At 63.9% G+C, this 17,367-nt stretch carries 17 protein-coding genes and 1 tRNA gene; 14 read left to right on the top strand and 4 right to left on the bottom strand.

Annotated elements, in window-relative coordinates; translation table 11 throughout:
* The first annotated feature begins 26 nt into the window (after window positions 1–26).
* The 7 genes from pheS to JY96_RS03160 all read left to right on the top strand — a co-directional run bounded on the left by pheS (window position 27) and on the right by JY96_RS03160 (window position 6,558).
* Window positions 27–1,076 carry a phenylalanine--tRNA ligase subunit alpha gene (gene pheS, locus JY96_RS03190; protein WP_035034887.1) on the top strand — a complete coding sequence of 350 codons (1,050 nt, stop codon included), beginning with the start codon at window positions 27–29 and terminating at the stop codon, window positions 1,074–1,076.
* A 79-nt stretch (window positions 1,077–1,155) separates the two neighbouring features.
* Window positions 1,156–2,211: an NAD(P)-dependent alcohol dehydrogenase gene (locus JY96_RS03185; RefSeq protein WP_035034885.1), complete on the top strand. Its 1,056-nt coding sequence runs from the start codon at window positions 1,156–1,158 to the stop codon at window positions 2,209–2,211.
* Window positions 2,212–2,262: 51 nt separating this feature from the next.
* Complete coding sequence (gene pheT, locus JY96_RS03180) at window positions 2,263–4,695, top strand: phenylalanine--tRNA ligase subunit beta (protein WP_035034883.1); 2,433 nt, start codon at window positions 2,263–2,265, stop codon at window positions 4,693–4,695.
* A gap of 21 nt (window positions 4,696–4,716) precedes the next feature.
* Complete coding sequence (locus JY96_RS03175; protein ID WP_052162082.1) at window positions 4,717–5,076, top strand: integration host factor subunit alpha; 360 nt, start codon at window positions 4,717–4,719, stop codon at window positions 5,074–5,076.
* 83 nt (window positions 5,077–5,159) lie between these two features.
* The gene (locus tag JY96_RS03170) at window positions 5,160–5,690 is read left to right on the top strand and encodes a MerR family transcriptional regulator (protein ID WP_035034881.1); all 531 of its coding nucleotides are present in this window, start codon (window positions 5,160–5,162) and stop codon (window positions 5,688–5,690) included.
* 62 nt (window positions 5,691–5,752) lie between these two features.
* Window positions 5,753–5,829: transfer RNA gene (locus JY96_RS03165), tRNA-Pro, on the top strand.
* A 123-nt stretch (window positions 5,830–5,952) separates the two neighbouring features.
* Window positions 5,953–6,558, top strand: coding sequence for a flavin reductase family protein (locus JY96_RS03160; protein ID WP_052162081.1), 606 nt, complete (start codon window positions 5,953–5,955; stop codon window positions 6,556–6,558).
* 97 nt (window positions 6,559–6,655) lie between these two features.
* Here the strand turns inward: JY96_RS03160 and JY96_RS03155 are convergent, their stop codons facing one another.
* A complete protein-coding gene (locus JY96_RS03155) occupies window positions 6,656–7,396 on the bottom strand; it encodes a MerR family transcriptional regulator (protein WP_161784230.1) in 741 nt (246 codons plus the stop codon).
* A gap of 244 nt (window positions 7,397–7,640) precedes the next feature.
* Here JY96_RS03155 and JY96_RS03150 point away from each other — a divergent pair, with 244 nt between their 5' ends.
* Window positions 7,641–8,231 (top strand): chalcone isomerase family protein, encoded by a 591-nt coding sequence (locus JY96_RS03150; protein ID WP_035034876.1) that lies wholly within the window; start codon window positions 7,641–7,643, stop codon window positions 8,229–8,231.
* Between the two features lie 35 nt (window positions 8,232–8,266).
* On the opposite strand, the gene ubiE is transcribed toward JY96_RS03150, so the two are convergent.
* Genes ubiE through JY96_RS03135 form a run of 3 tightly spaced genes read right to left on the bottom strand, consistent with a single transcriptional unit; the run spans window position 8,267 to window position 11,574 of the window.
* Window positions 8,267–8,998, bottom strand: a complete 732-nt coding sequence (ubiE, locus tag JY96_RS03145; protein ID WP_035034873.1) for a bifunctional demethylmenaquinone methyltransferase/2-methoxy-6-polyprenyl-1,4-benzoquinol methylase UbiE — start codon at window positions 8,996–8,998, stop codon at window positions 8,267–8,269.
* An 11-nt stretch (window positions 8,999–9,009) separates the two neighbouring features.
* Window positions 9,010–10,302 carry an NAD(P)/FAD-dependent oxidoreductase gene (locus JY96_RS03140; RefSeq protein ID WP_035034870.1) on the bottom strand — a complete coding sequence of 431 codons (1,293 nt, stop codon included), beginning with the start codon at window positions 10,300–10,302 and terminating at the stop codon, window positions 9,010–9,012.
* A gap of 36 nt (window positions 10,303–10,338) precedes the next feature.
* Complete coding sequence (locus JY96_RS03135) at window positions 10,339–11,574, bottom strand: GGDEF domain-containing protein (RefSeq protein WP_035034867.1); 1,236 nt, start codon at window positions 11,572–11,574, stop codon at window positions 10,339–10,341.
* A gap of 164 nt (window positions 11,575–11,738) precedes the next feature.
* Between JY96_RS03135 and JY96_RS03130 the strand changes: the two genes are divergently transcribed.
* From JY96_RS03130 to JY96_RS03105, 6 genes are all read left to right on the top strand, one after another.
* Window positions 11,739–12,554: a TIGR00266 family protein gene (locus tag JY96_RS03130; protein WP_035034865.1), complete on the top strand. Its 816-nt coding sequence runs from the start codon at window positions 11,739–11,741 to the stop codon at window positions 12,552–12,554.
* Between the two features lie 177 nt (window positions 12,555–12,731).
* Entirely contained in the window at window positions 12,732–13,754 is a 1,023-nt protein-coding gene (locus JY96_RS03125) for a YncE family protein (RefSeq protein WP_369796118.1), read from the top strand.
* Complete coding sequence (locus JY96_RS03120) at window positions 13,738–14,556, top strand: polysaccharide deacetylase family protein (protein ID WP_035034862.1); 819 nt, start codon at window positions 13,738–13,740, stop codon at window positions 14,554–14,556. Before JY96_RS03125 ends, JY96_RS03120 begins: the two co-directional genes overlap by 17 nt.
* A gap of 2 nt (window positions 14,557–14,558) precedes the next feature.
* Window positions 14,559–15,554 (top strand): sterol desaturase family protein, encoded by a 996-nt coding sequence (locus JY96_RS03115; protein WP_052162080.1) that lies wholly within the window; start codon window positions 14,559–14,561, stop codon window positions 15,552–15,554.
* A 55-nt stretch (window positions 15,555–15,609) separates the two neighbouring features.
* The gene (locus JY96_RS03110) at window positions 15,610–16,503 is read left to right on the top strand and encodes an EI24 domain-containing protein (protein ID WP_161784229.1); all 894 of its coding nucleotides are present in this window, start codon (window positions 15,610–15,612) and stop codon (window positions 16,501–16,503) included.
* Complete coding sequence (locus JY96_RS03105) at window positions 16,500–17,303, top strand: molybdopterin-binding protein (protein WP_035034859.1); 804 nt, start codon at window positions 16,500–16,502, stop codon at window positions 17,301–17,303. Before JY96_RS03110 ends, JY96_RS03105 begins: the two co-directional genes overlap by 4 nt.
* The last annotated feature ends 64 nt before the right edge of the window (window positions 17,304–17,367 follow it).

The following is a 17,367-nucleotide window of genomic DNA, read 5'->3' as shown; positions in this document are numbered from 1 at the left end:
TTGGCCTTTTTTTTCGACAAAAGATCATGACCGACCCCAACAGCGATCTTCAGGCCCTGGTGCTTTCCGCCCAAGAGGCGTTTGCAGCTACGTCCACCCCCGCCGACCTTGAAAACGCCAAGGCGCGTTTCCTGGGCAAGTCCGGCAGCGTGACCGAGTTGCTCAAGGGCATGGGGGCGCTCAGCCCCGAAGAGAAGAAGACCCGTGGCGCGGCCATCAACCAGGCCAAGCAACAGGTCGAGGCCGCCTTGAATGCACGCCGTCAGGCCTTGGCCGATGCCGAGCTGGCCGCGCAATTGCAGGCAGAAAGCCTGGATGTGACCCTGCCGGGGCGCCGTCGTGGTGAGGGTGGTCTGCACCCCGTGTCGCTCAGCATCGAGCGCATCGAAGGCATTTTCGGTTCGATGGGTTTTGCCGTGGCCGATGGCCCGGAAATCGAAGCCGACTGGTTCAATTTCACGGCCTTGAACACGCCGGAAGACCATCCTGCGCGCTCCATGCACGACACCTTCTACGTGGAAGGCGGTCACCTGCTGCGCACGCACACCAGCCCGATGCAGGTGCGTTATGCCGTGCAGCACGTCAAGCGCCATGCTGAGCTGATTGCGAAGGGTGAGCGCATGCCCGAGATCCGCGTCATTGCGCCGGGCCGCACCTACCGCGTGGACAGCGATGCCACGCACTCGCCCATGTTCCACCAGTGCGAAGGCCTGTGGATCGGCGAGTCGGTCAGCTTCACCGACCTGAAGGCCGTGCTGGGCGATTTCTTCAGCACCTTCTTCGAAACGGACGAGCTGGACATCCGCTTCCGCCCGTCCTTCTTCCCGTTTACCGAGCCCTCGGCCGAGGTCGACATCGCCTTCTCGTCGGGCCCGCTCAAGGGGCGTTGGCTGGAAGTCGGCGGGGCGGGGCAGGTGCACCCTAACGTGGTGCGCAATTTCGGCCTGGACCCCGAGCAGTACATCGGTTTTGCCTTTGGCCTGGGGCCGGATCGCCTGACCATGCTGCGTTATGGCGTGAATGATTTGCGCCTGTTCTACGAAGGCGATCTGCGCTTTTTGCAGCAGTTCCAGTAAGGTGCTGGCTGGCCCCCACGCCAGTGAGCCCTGTGTGATGCCTTGCGCCCGTATCAGCCATTGAGAAGGATTGCCCGTCATGACCACATCGACCAACTCGCCTACCACTGTTCATGCCTGGGCTGCGCAGGAGGCCTCCAAGCCTCTGCAGCGTTTCGAGTACGACGCCGGCCCGCTTGGTTCTGAAGAGGTTGAGGTCCGCGTCGAGCACTGCGGCCTGTGCCATTCCGACCTGTCCCTGATCGACAACGAATGGGGCTTTTCGGCGTATCCGATCGTTGGGGGGCACGAGGTGGTCGGGACCGTGGTGGCCTTGGGCTCGAACACCAAGGGGCTCAAGCTGGGGCAGCGCGTGGGCATCGGCTGGATGGCGGGCAGCTGCATGTCCTGCAAGAGCTGCCTGGGCGGCGAGCCGCAGTTGTGCCGTGCCGGTGTGCCGACCATCGTGGGGCATCACGGTGGTTTTGCCGAACGCGTGCGCGCTCATTGGTTGTGGACTTGCCCCATCCCTGAAAAGCTGGATCCATCCAAGGCGGGCCCGCTGCTGTGCGGTGGCATCACCGTGTTTTCGCCTTTCCTGAACTTTGGCATCAAGCCGACGCACCGTGTGGGCGTGGTCGGTATTGGTGGGCTGGGGCACCTGGCCTTGAAGTTTGCGCGCGCCTGGGGCTGTGAGGTCACGGCCTTCACGTCCAGCGAGTCCAAGCGCGAAGAGGCCTTGCAGCTGGGGGCGCACAACGTGGTGTCCAGTGTGGATGCCAAGTCCATGAAGCAGATCGCTGGCCGCCTGGACATGGTGCTGGTCACCGTCAACGTCATGTTGAACTGGAGGGCGCTGATGAGCACGCTGGCGCCCAATGGCCGCCTGCATCTGGTCGGCATCCTGCCTCAGCCGATGGAAGTGGAAGCCTTCCCTTTGATTGGTGGCCAGCGCAGCGTGTCGGGGTCGCCCACCGGCTCGCGCCAGGACATTGACACCATGCTCGAATTCGCCGCACGCCATGGCATCGAGCCGCAAACCGAACATTTCCCGATGAGCCGCATCAACGATGCGCTGGAGCACCTGCGTGCCGGCAAGGCCCGCTATCGCGTGGTGCTGGATGCGGACTTCCCGTCTGCGCCACGCGCTGCCTGATGCCTGCTCACGGTCAAACCGAATAGATACCGATTCCCGAGGATCACTGACATGCAATTTCCCGAGTCCTGGCTGCGCAGCTTCTGCAACCCCGACCTGACCACGCAGCAACTGGCCGACTTGCTCACCATGGCTGGCCTGGAAGTGGAAGAGCTGCAACCCGTGGCGCCGCCGTTCACTGGCGTGGTCGTGGCCCAGGTGCTGGAAGTGGCCAAGCACCCCGATGCTGATCGCCTGAACGTGTGCAAGGTGGATGCCGGTACCGGCAGCGTGCTGCAGATCGTGTGTGGCGCGCCCAATGTGCGCCCGGGCATCAAGGTACCGTGCGCCACGGTGGGTGCCGAGCTGCCTCCGGGTGCCGATGGCAAGCCCTTCAAGATCAAGCTGGGCAAGCTGCGTGGCGTGGAAAGCCAGGGCATGTTGTGCTCGGCGCGCGAGCTGGGTGTGTCCGAGGAGTCGAACGGCCTGCACATCCTGGCTGAAGACGCACCGCTGGGGCAGAACATCCGTGAACACCTCAAGCTGGATGACACGCTGTTCACGCTCAAGCTCACGCCCAACCTGGCGCATTGCCTGAGCGTGTATGGCATCGCCCGTGAAGTGGCTGCCTTGACCGGCTCGCCCCTGATTGACCCGGAGATCGCTCCCGTCAAGCCCGAAATCGATGCGCGCTTGAAGGTCACTGTGGAGGCTGCAGACCTGTGCGGCCGTTTTGGTGGCCGTGTCATTCAGGGCGTGAACCCGCAGGCCAAGACGCCGGACTGGATGGTCGAGCGGCTGGCGCGTTGTGGCCAGCGTTCGGTGTCGGCGCTGGTGGACATCTCCAACTACGTGATGTTCGAGCTGGGTCAGCCCTCGCATGTGTTCGACCTGGACAAGATCAAGGGCGAACTGGTCGTGCGCTGGGGCAAGGTGGGTGAAGAGCTCAAGCTGCTCAATGGCAACACCGTCAAGCTGGACGAACAGGTGGGCGTGATCGCCGATGGCAGTGGCCAGGTCGAGTCATTGGCCGGCATCATGGGCGGTGACGCCACTGCCGTGGGTGACGACACCCGCAATGTCTACCTGGAGGCCGCATTCTGGTGGCCCAAGGCCATTGCAGGCCGTGCTCGACGCTACAACTTCTCGACCGATGCCTCGCATCGTTATGAGCGCGGCGTGGACCCGGCACCGACCGCACAATACATCGAGCGCGTCACGCGATTGATCATCGACATCTGCGGCGGCAAGGCCGGCCCGCTGGATGACCAGACCTTGCAACGCCCTGAGCGCAAGCCTGTGACCTTGCGTCTGTCCCGTGCACAACGGGTCATCGGCATGCCGGTGACGCTGACGCAGGTCGAGCAGGTGTTCATGCGCCTGGATCTGCCTTTCACCGCTCAGGCCAAGGGCAGCGACACGCACCTGGTGGTCGTGCCACCGAGCTGGCGTTTCGACCTCCAGATCGAGGAAGACCTGATCGAAGAAGTGGTGCGCGTGATCGGCTTTGACAAGCTGCCCAAGCGTGCGCCCAAGGCGCCTGTGGTACCACATGTTCGCCCCGAAGCCCGGCGCAGCCTGTATGCCGTGCGCCGCTCTGTGGCCGCGCGTGGCTACCAGGAAGCCATCACCTTCAGCTTCGTCGAAGAAAAGTGGGAAGCCGACTTTGCCGGCAACACGCAGCCTATCCGCGTGCTCAACCCGATCGCCAGCCCTCTGGCCGTGATGCGCTCCAGCCTGATCGGCAGCCTGGTTGAAGTCCTCAAGACCAATCTGGCCCGCAAGGCGGACCGGGTGCGTATTTTCGAAGTGGGTCGCGTGTTCAAGCGAGATGCCGCCGTGCAGGACGGTGACCAGACTGTGGCCGGCTTCGACCAGCCCGTGCGTGTCAGCGGCCTGGCTTATGGCCCGGCCGATACCTTGCAGTGGGGGCAGGCGGTTCGCAACGTGGACTTCTTCGATGTGAAGGGTGACGTGGAAGCACTGCTCGCCCCGCGCCAGGCACAGTTCATCAAGGTCGAGCACCCCGCCTTCCACCCCGGCCGTTGTGCCCAGGTGGTGGTGGAGGGCAAGGCCGTGGGTTTCGTGGGCGAATTGCACCCCAAGTGGCGCCAGGCCTATGACCTCCCTCTGGCCCCGGTGCTGTTCGAGCTGGATGCCGATGTGCTGACGCAGCGCGCGGTGCCGGCTTTCACCAGCGTGCCCAAGATGCAGTCTGTGTACCGCGATCTGGCCCTGGTGGTGACCGACAGCACGGCGCACGATGCCCTGATCGGCGCGATCACCAAGGCCCCGAGCGAGGGCTTGGTGCGCGGTGCCCGCCTGTTCGACATCTACAAGCCCAAGGCACCCGTGGCCGGCATGGCCGACAACGAGCGCAGTCTGGCTGTGCGCGTGGAATTGCGCGATGATGAGCAAACCTTGACCGACGAGCGCATCGACGTGGCCATGAAGGCCGTGCTGGCCTCGTTGGCCAGCGAAGTCGGTGCACGTGTTCGAGCCTGAGGCCGGGGAGGGCCTGTGGACATGAATGACAAGATCAGTGATCTGACGGTGCTGTTGCCCACCATCGAGACCCCGACCCTGACCAAGGCCGAACTGGCCGACATGCTGTTCGAGCGCCTGGGCCTCAACAAGCGCGAGTCCAAGGACATGGTCGAGGCCTTTTTCGAACTGGTGAACGACACCCTGGTGCAGGGCACCGATGTCAAGCTGTCGGGCTTTGGCAACTTCCAGATTCGCCGCAAGGCGCCGCGCCCGGGGCGCAACCCGCGTACGGGCGAGGCCATTCCCATCAAGGCACGCAACGTGGTGACCTTCCATGCGAGCCAGAAGCTCAAAGGCATGGTGCAAGGTGACATTCCATCTGGTGAAGACTTGGAGTAAAGTCTGAAACCTTTTCTCGATCCTGTTGATTTGGATCGGGATTTTCCGAGAAGATCAGGTAACTGTAGTCTGCGATGGGAGCCATGGACCGCGTCGAGAGCGCCTTGCCGCCTATTCCTGCCAAGCGCTACTTCACCATTGGTGAGGTGAGCGAGTTGTGCCTGGTCAAGCCTTATGTGCTTCGTTACTGGGAGCAGGAGTTCGTCCAGCTCAAGCCCATGAAGCGCCGCGGCAACCGTCGCTATTACCAGCACCATGAGGTGTTGCTGATCCGACGCATTCGCGAGTTGCTGTACGAGCAGGGCTTCACCATCAGTGGCGCCCGCAACCAGTTGGCGGACATGACCGTGATGGCACCCGCTCATGACGATTTCGATGGTGCGGATGAGTTGCCAGCGAGCCCTGCGGAGACAGCGCCTCGCGTGCCGGCGGGCATGCTGGCTCACAGCCTGCCTTCGGATGGGCGTGCCGTGCGCGCCTTGCAGGCCAGCGCGCCGGCCATGGCCGATGCCGCCTGGATGAGCCCAGCCTTGCCTGATCTGGACAAACTGAGCCCGGACTCGGTCATGGCGCTGCGCGAGGCGCTGCTGTCCATCCGCGATTTGTTGTCTTGATGACAAAAAAATCCAGTGTGGCTCGAAAAACGCGAAGAGCCATGCTATAGTTTAAGTCTTGTCGGGGCGTAGCGCAGCCTGGTAGCGCACTTGCATGGGGTGCAAGGGGTCGCGAGTTCGAATCCCGCCGCCCCGACCAAGAAATCACGAGGGTCAGTAGGTTTTGCCTACTGACCCTTTCGTGTTTCTGGGCCCAGCCAGTCTTGGCTGCCCTTGCTGCATGATGTGCGCTTGATCAGCACACGTGAGCGCAAGCAGCACTATGACCTCCACCCTTACGCAACAAGTTGAGCAGGCAGCCCCTCAGCCAACGCACCGGGTGGCGGTGGAGCTGGCCAAGGCCTACAGGCTGTTGAACCATGGACCTACGGTGCTGGTCAGTGCGGCCCACGAGGGGCGTCGCAACGTGATGGCGGCCGCCTGGAACATGCCGCTGGACTTCAACCCACCCAAGGTAGCTGTGGTCATCGACAAGCAGACCTACACGGGGGCCTTGATCGAAGCCTCGGGCGAGTTTGTGCTGTCTGTGCCGCCTGTGGCGCTGGTTCATCAGGTGGTGGCTGCAGGCAACCAGTCTGGGCGTGATGTGGACGACAAGTTCGAGGCCTGTGGGCTGCGGTCTGCACCGGCCAGCCTGGTGGCCGCGCCATTGGTGGAGGGGTGCCTGGCCTGGCTGGAATGCCGTTTACTGCCCGAGCCGGCGATGGCTGGGCGCTATGACCTGTTTCTGGCAGAGGTAGTGGCAGCCTGGGCCGACCCTGCAGTGTTCAGTGAGGGGCGTTGGCACTTCGAGCACGACGCGCAGAGGAGCCTGCACCATGTGGCGGGCGGCGCCTTTTTTGCGACAGGCGAGGCTGTACAGGCTTGAGTGCTGCAGGCAGCGTCGCCATGGCGCTCTTCATGGGTGCAAGAGGGCGCCTGACCCGTGCGAAGGCTGTGCAGCCTGACGCGAGCCGCGGTCGCGCCTACCGCCCCTTCAACTGCTTCTGAATGCTGCGATCAAACTCCTGCTGCAGCACCACCGGAAACGCGGCGCTCACCGAGCCAATCGCCAGAGGCCGCAGGCGCTCGAACAAGCCCTTCATGCTCTCCACCACCTTGGGGTCCACGACCGTGCCTTGCTTCTTGGCCTCGCGGTGCGCCTCCGCCAGGGCCTGCGCCATGGTCAGGAACAGTTCCTCTACGTAGGACTTGGCAATGGCCCGCGTGTGCTTGATCAGCGAATCCTGCAAGTCCAGCACGGTGTCCAGCGGCACACCCAGATCAGCCAGCTGGATGCCGATGCGCTCCAGCGCGGGGCTGAGCATTTCGAACTCGTCGTCGCCAATGGGGCGGTACAGCCCGTTGCGGGCCAGCCGTTCTTTCTGTTCGGGCGTGGCCGTGGTGTGCCAATGTGCCGCCATTTCCTTGATGGCTTTGCGCTTGGGGGCCTCGACTGTGAAAAACGTGGTTGAGAACAACTCGCTGATCAGCGAGTATTCGCTCCAGGCACCTTCGGGCGTCTTTTCAAGCATGCCCTTGATGGCCTCCAGCCGGAACCCTTGTTGCCGCAGGTCGCGGATGAGTTCAAGCTTGCCCTGGTGTTCCACGTCGTACAAGCCCAGGCGGCCCTGGAGCCTGGGCGGTGGCATCAGGCCGGCAGTCTGGTATGCACGGATGTTGCGGACGCTGACCCCGGTTCGTGCCGAAAGTGCTTCGACAGTCATTTCGCTGCCGTCTGCGGGCACGCGGGCGGCGGGGCGGGGGCGTGAATTTTTGGCAGGAAGGGCAGGCATCGATAGTCGGATAACGGTACGGCCGCCCATGATAACGACCTGATGTTGCAGAGTTAATGTAACATTCGGTGTGTTGTCCAGGCGTTGAAGCCTTGCGGCAGCCAACCCTCGATATGTCGGACCGCGAGGGTGGTCAGTTCAAGTCCGACCAGATGATGCTTTACCCTGACTCGTGATGAACAGACTCAAGTCGATGGCCGCCGCGCTGGCCTTCATGATGGCCTCCACCCTGGCGACGCCGTGCTGTGCCGCACACGATGTGGCGGGTGTGCATTTCGATGATCAGACCAGTCTGGGCAATCAAGCCCTGGTGCTCAATGGCGCGGGCGTGCGCGTCAAGATGATCATCAAGGTGTACGCCGTGGGCCTGTACGTGCCACGCAAGGACACCACCTCGGCGGCGATCATCAATCAGCCTGGGCCCAAGAGCATCCGCATCGTGATGTTGCGCGATGTGTCGGCCGAGAAGCTGACCGAGGCGCTGATGCAGGGCATCAATGACAACGTGAGCCAGGCGGATCGCCTGAGCCTGCAGCCAAGGCTGGATGCGCTGGAAGCGGCCATGCGCAACGCGGGCGAGGCCACCAAGGGCTCGCAGATCCAGCTGGATTACCTGCCTGGCATCGGTACGCGCGTGACCATGGGTGGCAAGCCCCTGGGCAGGGACATTGCCGGCGAGGATTTCTACCGCGCTTTGCTCAAGATCTGGTTGGGTGAGCGGCCCTCGGACCGCAGCCTCAAGGGCGATCTGCTGGGGCAGTCCTGATCAGGGGCGATCAGGACTGACGCCAGCAGCGGGCATCAGCACTTGATGCCCATGTGCATGGCCACGACGCCGCCGGTCATGTTGTGCACGTCCACATGGCCGAAGCCGGCTTCCTTCATCATGCCCTTGAGCGTGGCCTGATCGGGGTGCATGCGGATGGATTCAGCCAGGTACTGGTAGCTGGCTGCATCGCCGGCGATGAACTGGCCCAGCTTGGGCAGCACCTTGAACGAGTACCAGTCGTAGGCCTTTTCCAGCGGCTTGGCGACCTTGGAGAACTCCAGTACCAGCAGGCGGCCGCCTGGCTTGAGCACGCGGCACATTTCCTTGAGGGCCAGGTCCTTGTGCGTCATGTTGCGCAGGCCGAAGGCCACGGTGACGATGTCGAAGGTGCCCGTGGGGAAGGGCAGTTTTTCAGCGTCACACAGCGTGGTGGGCAGGGCGATGCCGGCATTGAGCAGGCGGTCGCGGCCGGTGGCCAGCATGGCTTCGTTGATGTCGGTGTGCACGACCATGCCGGTGGCGCCCACGCGCTTGGCGAAGGCTTCGGACAGGTCGCCCGTGCCGCCCGCGATGTCGAGCACCTTGTGGCCTTCACGCACGCCGCTGGCGGCGATGGTGTAGGCCTTCCACAGGCGATGCAAACCCATCGACATCAGGTCATTCATGATGTCGTACTTGCCGGCGACCGAGTCAAACACACCGCGAACGCGTTGTGCCTTCTGGGACTCGTCAACCTGCTGAAAACCGAAGTGCGTGCTGCTCATAGGCCGGCATCTTAATCCTGTTGTGGCGCTGCGGACGGCTCCAGCGCTCGGGCACAGGCCATGGCGCTGGCCCAGGCCCATTGAAAGTTGTAGCCGCCCAGCCAGCCGGTCACGTCCACCACCTCGCCGATGAAGTGCAGGCCGGGCACCAGCTTGCTCTCCATGGTCCGGGAGCTGAGGTCACGGGTGTCCACGCCACCAGCGGTGACTTCGGCCTTGGCGTAGCCCTCGGTGCCGTCGGGTGTGATGGACCAGGCGTTGGCCGCTTGGCCCAGGGCGTCCAGATCCTTGTCCTTGAGCTCGGCCAGGGCTGCGTCGGGCTTCAGGGCTGGGTGGGACGATGCTTGTTGCGTCAACCAGGTCTGGGCCAGACGCTGAGGCACGGCGTCGCCCAGGGCCAGCCCCCATTGCGTGGACAGCTGCTTGCGAGAGCCGGTCTTGGCTTGCTTGAGGCTGTCGGCCAGATCTCGCTGGGGTGCCAGGTTGATGGTCAGCGCCTGGCCTGGTTGCCAGTAGCTGGAAATCTGCAGCACGCCCGGGCCGCTCAGGCCGCGGTGGGTGAAAAGCAGGTCTTCCAGGAAGGTGGTGGGCAAGGCCTTCTTGCGTTTGCCGCCCTCTGGTGTCGCCGTGGGGGTGCTGATCTCCACCTCCAGAGAGACGCCCGCCAGCGACACGAATGGTGCCCATTGGGCTGCGGAGAAGGTCAGGGGGACCAGGGCAGGGCGCAGCGGCACGATGCGGTGTCCCAATTGGGCAGCCAGCTTTTGCCCGAAGTCGGTGGCGCCGATCTTGGGAATGGACAGGCCGCCTGTGGCGATCACCACCTGGTGAGCTTCGACCTGGCCCGCGTCGGTGTCCAGCTCAAAACGCGCGCGCTGACCGCTGGCATCGCCAGTAGGCCGGACTGCCTGCACGGCGCACGGTTGCCGGCGAACCACGCCACCCGCATCGCACTCCTTGAGCAGCATCTGGATGATGTCGTTGGCACTGTGATCACAGAACAGTTGGCCCTTGTGTTTTTCGTGCCAGGCGATGCCGTGACGCTCGATCAGGCTCAGAAAGTGTTGGGGCGTGAAGCCGGCCAGGGCCGAGCGGCAGAAATGCGGGTTCTCGCTCAGGAAGTTGGCCGGGGTGACTTCACGGTTGGTGAAGTTGCAGCGGCCACCGCCGGAGATGCGGATTTTTTCGGCCACCTTGCTGGCGTGGTCCAGCAGCAGGACGCTCAGGCCACGTTGGCCGGCCACCCCGGCACAGAACAGACCGGCGGCACCCGCGCCGATCACGACGACATCGAACTTTGACATGGGGCGGATTGTCGCCTGTGAAGCGGCAGGCCTGGTTCAGGCTTCGTTGATGCCCAGTGTGCGCACGGTGGTGAACACGCCTTCTTCGCCTTCCTGCTCGGCCGCCACGGCACGGCCACGGCCCTGGCGCTTGGCCTCCTGCAAGGCCTGATCGGCGCGGTGGGTGGCATCAGGCAAGGTCTCGCCTGGCTGGATCTGCACCACGCCGAAGCTCAGGCTCAAGGGGCGCTGTTGCAGCGAGGTGCGACCCTGGTCCACCTGGCGCACCATGCGGTCGGCCACGTGCAGGGCATCGTTGATGGTGGTGTTGGGCAGCAGGGCCACGAACTCGTCACCGCCCAGGCGCCCGACCAGGTCGCGGCTGCGCAGGATCTTGCGGGCGCTGCTGGCCACCAGCTTGAGCGCCTCGTCGCCACCGGCATGGCCGCTCTCATCGTTGACCTGCTTGAAGTGGTCGATGTTGAACACCATGAGCGCCGACGAGCCGGGGGGGCTCAGGCGCAGCGTTTGCGCGGCCATTTCGTTGAAGTGGCGGCGGTTGGGGACCTGCGTGAGCATGTCGAAGTCCGCCATGATGCGCAGCTGCCGGTGGGATTCACGCAGGTCCTGCTCGGTGCGCTCGTAGGTCAGCAGCAGGCACATGTAGACCGAGAACATCACGGCCGCGACCAGGCCGATCAGCACGATGGGTTGCTGGATGTGGTTGGCGTCCGCCACGGGCACGCCCCAGCTGCCGAGCGCAGCCAGCAGCCGCGGGATCTGGAAAAAGACGGCGACGATGAGGAAGAACAGGATCGCCTTCAGGTAGGGGCTCTGACGCCAGTCCCGGATGGAATGCACTTGCCAGGCGGTGTACAGGTAGAAAGCGATGTTCACGAAGCTGAACGTGGCCACGCGCGCGCCCACATCGTTGGGGTTCTGGCGCCAGATGAAGATGTACAAGGCGAAACCGCCCAGCAACAAGGCCAGGTCGGTCATGGGGGGTGTGCGGAAATTGCTGCGGATGTAGAACTGGCGCATGCCGGCGAGCATGGTCAGCGGCCACTGCAGCGACAGGATCACGGAGACGGGGATCAGCCAGGGATGATCCGCAATCACCAGCAGGCACAGGGCGCTGACCATGTTGGCCCATTGCGCCGCCGTCCAGAACCAGTAGCCCCGGTAGGTGCGTTGCGTGACCCCCACCAGCGTCATGATCGCGGCGGCCATGAACAGCACGACACCGATGACCAGTGTCAGTGTGGGCAGGTGCAGGGGTTCGAAGTGAGGCATTGCGGCGTGAAACTGCTTGGTCGCAACATGATGTCCGGAAGTCGGACAAAATCCTCCCTCATGGTACCCCTGCACAGTTTTTTTAGTGTGCTGGATTCTCCCGCATGCAACGCGGCGTGTGAATCCCGCACTGCCGGGGTCTTGACAACACGGAGAACACAGATATGGCCATGGATGTGGTGGATTTTGAAATCAAGGGCGCCGAGATGCAGTTCGTCGAGGTGGAACTGGACCCGGGCGAGGCCGCCATCGGGGAGGCGGGTTCCATGATGTTCATGGAAGCGGGCATCGACATGGATACGGTGTTTGGCGATGGCTCCCAGCAGCAGGGTGGGATCTTCGGCAAGCTGCTGGGTGCGGGCAAACGCCTGATCACGGGCGAGAGCCTGTTCACCACGATCTACACCAACCAGGGCAGCGGCAAGAAGCGCGTGGCATTTGCGGCGCCTTACCCGGGCAAGATCCTGCCCATGGACCTCAAGCAGCTGGGCGGTACCCTGATTTGCCAGAAAGACGCCTTCCTGTGCGCGGCGCGTGGCGTGTCGCTGGGCATCGCGTTCCAGCGCAAGCTGGGCACCGGTTTCTTCGGTGGCGAGGGCTTCATCATGCAGAAGCTCGAGGGTGACGGCATGGCCTTTGTGCATGCCGGCGGCACCGTGGTGCGCCGTGAACTGAAGGCTGGCGAAACCCTGCTGGTGGACACTGGTTGCGTGGTGGCCTACACCACCGGCGTGGATTTCGACATCCAGTACGTGGGCAAGATCAAGACGGCCCTGTTCGGTGGCGAAGGCGTGTTTCTGGCCAAGATGACCGGCCCGGGGCATGTCTGGTTGCAGAGCCTGCCGTTCTCTCGCCTGGCGTCACGCATCTTTGCTGCGGCGCCGCAAACCGGTGGTGGCGGCCGCGAAGAGGGGGGCTTGCTGGGGGGCTTGAGCGCAGGCGGCCTGCTGGGCTCCGTGCTGGGGGGCGACAACGAATAAGGGCACAAGGGCGAAGGCAGGGGTTGTCGGGCTTGCGCAAACCCGGGCGGATGGGGCGCGATACACGTGGTTCAGGTGCTCCCCTTGACGGGCGGCTTACACTGGAAAGCTTGACCGAAGTTAAGTAAATCAATGCATTTCACAGACAGCCCGAGCCGTTCGCCCAGTTTGGATTTCTTGCGCCCCTTGCTGGCACGTTGGCAGGCACAACTTGGCGCGCAACTCTGCGCGCTTGGTGCCGTCCTGCTGAGTGCCCCGGCCTGGTCGCAAGGCGCCAAGCCCCCGATCTTCGTGCTGAACTCGCTGGACGCCACCATCAGCGTGGTGGACCCGGTGAGCTTCCAGGAGTTGCGCCGCCTGCCCACCGGCAAAGAGCCGCATCACCTCTACCTCACGCCCGATGAGAAGTCGCTGATGGTGGCCAACGCCCTGGCGGATTCGCTCACTTTGGTGGATCCGAAAACCGGCCAGATCCAGCGCGTGATGGAGGGCATTGCCGACCCGTACCAGCTTCGTTTCTCGCCCAACATGAAGTGGTTCGTGACGGCTGCCAACCGCCTGAACCACGTGGACATCTACCGTTCCACGCCTCGTGCCGGTGGCGGCGTGGACCTGGCCTTGGCCAAACGCATTGCCACCGGCAAGACCCCCAGCCACATCAACATCGACAGCAAGAGCACGGTGGCCTATGTGTCCATGCAGGACAGCGACGAGCTGATCGCCATTGACCTGGCCACGCAAACACCGCGCTGGAAGGTGCCCGTGGGCAAGCTGCCGGCCGATGTGTTCCTGACGCCGGATGACAAACAGTTGATGATCGGCCTGACTGGCGACAGCTATGTCGAGGTCTATGACATTACCGGGCCCAAGCCGGTGCTGAGCAAGCGCATCAAGACCGGGGAGGGCGCCCACGCCTTTCGAGCCTGGGGTGACAAGCGCCACGTGCTGTTGAGCAACCGTGTGGCCAACACCATCAGCAAGATCGACATGCAAAGCATGAGCGTGGTCGCCACTTACCCTGCGCCAGGTGGCCCGGATTGCATGGACCTGCTGGCCGATGGCAAGACCATCCTGGTCACCTCGCGCTGGTCCCGCAAGCTGACGCTCATCGACACCGTCACGCAGAAGGTGATCCGCCAGGTGCGCGTCGGGCGTTCGCCTCACGGCGTGTGGACGCTGGACCATGCACCACGCGGCTGAGCCTCGTCACCAGGGCTTGCGCCTGCTGCTGGCAGGTCTGCTGTCGCTTGCGAGCAGCGTGGCGCAGGCCGCTTGCGATCACCCCGTCTACCTGACGATCGACACGGGCCACATGGGCGTGGCCCCTTTGATCGTGGACACGCTCAAGCGACATGACGTCAAGGCCACGTTCTTCCTGGCCAATGAACGCACGCAGGCCGTGGCAGGCCACCCCGAGGGCAGCACGCTGGATGACACGTGGGCACCTTGGTGGAAGGTGCTGGCCGCGCAGGGGCACGACTTCGGCTCGCACACCTGGGACCACCTGAGCTGGAAGGCCGATGAGCCAGGCGGATTTGTGCTCAAAGGTACGGCCGGGCCCAAGGCCGGGCAGGTGCAGCACCTGACGGCATCACAGTACTGCGCCCAGCTGGCGCAGCCCGCACAACGCTTTTTGCAGATGACGGGGCAGCCCATGCGCGCCATCTTCCGCGCACCGGGCGGCAAGACCTCGCCGGCCTTGATCGCCGCGGCCAAAGCCTGCGGCTGGCAGCACGTGCCCTGGACATCAGCCGGCTTTCTGGGTGATGAACTGCCCAGTGACCGCTACCCCAATGCCACGCTCTTGCGGCAGGCCTTGAAGCGCGTGCACACGGGCGACATTCTGCTGATGCACCTGGGCATCTGGTCTCGCCAGGATGCCTGGGCGCCCGCTGTGCTGGAGCCGCTCATCGTGGGCCTGAAAGCCAAGGGCCTGTGCTTCGCCACCTTGCGCGAGCACCCTGATTACGCCGGCGCAGGCAAAGCCCCCGTACAACCCTGAACATGTTGGATGACATCCTGATCACGCCTGTGACCGATGCCTTCGGCCAGCTCCAGCAATGGTTGTTCGAGGCGGTGGTGCAACCTGTGATGTTCGCGCTCGGCATGGGCAATCTGCTGGAGGACGCTTACGGCGCCACGGGCTGGCTGCTGGTCGGTCTGATCCAGTTGCTGCTGATGTTGGCCGTGATCGCGCCTTTGCAGCGTTGGCGCCCGGTTGAGCGCGGCGCGCATGGTGCAGCCGTGCGGGCCGATGCGATCTACACCTTGGTGCACCGGTTGGGCCTGTTCCGTGTGGCCATGTTTTTCTCGGTCGAGCCCCTGCTGGATGCCTTGTTCGGGCAGGCGCGTGTCAGCGGGCTGGATGGCTGGCAGCTGGATGCCGTGGCGGCGCTCTGGTGGCCTGGCGTGACCGATACCGCCTGGGCGAGTTTTGTGCTTTACCTCGTGGTGTTCGACCTGGTGGACTACTGGATCCACCGCGGCCAGCACCACTTTGATCGCTGGTGGGCGCTGCATGCCGTGCACCACAGCCAGCGTCACATGACGATGTGGAGCGACAACCGCAACCATCTGCTCGATGACCTCATCCGCGACCTGATCATCGCGTTCACGGCCCGCGCCATTGGCGTGCCACCAGGGCAGTTCGTGGCCGTGGTGGCGGTGACGCAGCTGATCGAGAACCTGTCGCATGCCAATGCGCGCGTCAGCTTCGGCTGGTTGGGCGAGCGCCTGCTCGTCGGGCCGCGCTTTCATCGCCTGCACCACGCCATCGGGCTGGGGCACGAGGGGGCGCAACCCGGCACCTTGGGCGGCTGTAATTTCGCAGTGCTGTTCCCGGTGTGGGACATGCTGTTTGACACGGCCCGCTTTGACGGCCACTTCGAGCCCACCGGCATCCGCGACCAGTTGCCCGAATACGGTGGGCGGGATTACGGCACAGGCTTCTGGGCGCAGCAGTGGCTGGGCCTCAAGCGCCTGCTGGGCGATCGAACTTGAGGCCTGTTCTGGCGCTGCTCAGCCAGATCGGTGCGGCTTGGGTATGCTGCCAGGCATGCAATCTTCTCGTTCCCTTGATGCGCCTTTGCGCGCGCAGTTGTCCTCAGCTGGTTTGATGATCGACGCCGCATGGCGCTCGCTGGCGTACTGCCTGCATCCCCGCGTGATCTACCTCTCTTTGTTGCCCCTGATCCTGGCGGCGCTGAGCCTGGGCCTGCTGACCTGGTTTGGCTGGACACCCGGCGTGGCCGCCGTGCGGGAGACGCTGGACGCCTGGGGCTTCAGCCACACGGTGCTGGGCTGGATGGACGGGGCAGGCTTGGGTTTTCTGCGCGCCATGGTGGCGCCGTTCCTGCTGGTGCTGTTGGCGGTGCCACTGGTGATCGTGCTGTGCCTGTTGCTGGTGGCCAGCCTGATGACGCCTGCGCTGGTCAAGCTGGTCCGCCAGCGGCGCTTTCCTCAACTGCCTGATCGTGAGAGCGCGCCCTGGTGGCGTTCACTGCTGTGGTCGGCGGGGGCCTCACTCACGGCCTTGAGCCTGTTCCTGCTCAGCCTGCCCTTGTGGGTGATCCCGGTCTTTGCCGTGCTGGTGCCGCCCATCATCTGGGGCTGGCTGACCTACCGCGTGATGGCCTTTGACACCTTGGTTGATCTGGCCACACCCGCCGAGCGGGACGCCTTGCTCAAGCAGCATCACCGCAGCCTTCTGGGCATGGGGGTGCTGTGCGGCTACATCGGTGCCGCACCCACCGCCTTGTGGGCCGCCATGGGCGCACTCACCGTGGCGCTCGCGCCCTTGATGCTGCTGCTCTCTGTCTGGCTTTACACGCTGGTCTTTGCTTTCTCCAGCCTCTGGTTCGCCCACTTCCTGCTGCCGGCCTTGCAGGCGCATCGGCGTGTGGCTGGCGACGCGGTCAATCAGGTCATCAACACGGAACCCACACCATGATCGGTCTCATCATCATCGGCGACGAAATCCTCAGCGGCCGCCGTCAGGACAAGCACTTGAGCAAGGCCATCGAGCTGTTGACCGAGCGTGGCATGGCGGTGTCCTGGGCCCGCTATGTGGGTGACGAGCCCGAACGCATCACCGCCGACCTGCGCCATGCGCTGGACAGTGGCGACGTGGTGTTCTCCTTCGGGGGCATCGGCGCCACCCCGGACGACCACACGCGTGCATGTGCTGGCCGCGCGCTCGGGGCCGAGTTGAGCCTGCATCCCGAGGCACGTGAACTGATTCTGGCGCGTTGCCGCAAGCTGGCCGAGCAAGAGGGCAAGCCGTTCGAGCCGGATTCGCCCGATACGCTGCGGCGCCTGCAGATGGGCCACTTCCCGCAGGGCGCCAGCATCATCCCCAACCCCTATAACCAGATTCCGGGGTTCAGCCTGCTGGGGCGCGTGCACTTCCTGCCCGGCTTCCCGGTGATGGCCTGGCCCATGATGGCCTGGGTGCTGGACAACTGCCATGCCGATCTGCATGGCCGTGGCCGGCTGACGGAAAAGGCCGTGGTGGTGTACGGCGCCATTGAATCGGTGCTCACCCCGCTGATGGTGGACATCGAAGCGCGTTTTGCGCCGGTCAAGGTGTTCAGCCTGCCCAGCGTGGACCACCCGGTGCATGGCCGCCACATCGAGTTGGGGGTAAAAGGCGCCCCGGATCAGGTCGAAGCGGCTTTCAATGAGATGCTGGCTGGCTTGTCTCGTATTGGTGCATCAATTGGCCCCAATGTGGTGCAATCAGGCTCGTGATGCTGTTTGCGCACGAAAGTGGTGCGCAGCAGCCTTCGCCAGATCCTGCGTCGGCTGCCGATGC

It is taken from the genome of Aquabacterium sp. NJ1, from assembly GCF_000768065.1.
Lineage (GTDB): Bacteria > Pseudomonadota > Gammaproteobacteria > Burkholderiales > Burkholderiaceae_C > Aquabacterium.
Note: the sequence above shows the minus strand (reverse complement) of the source record. Positions and strands in the feature narration are given on the sequence as shown.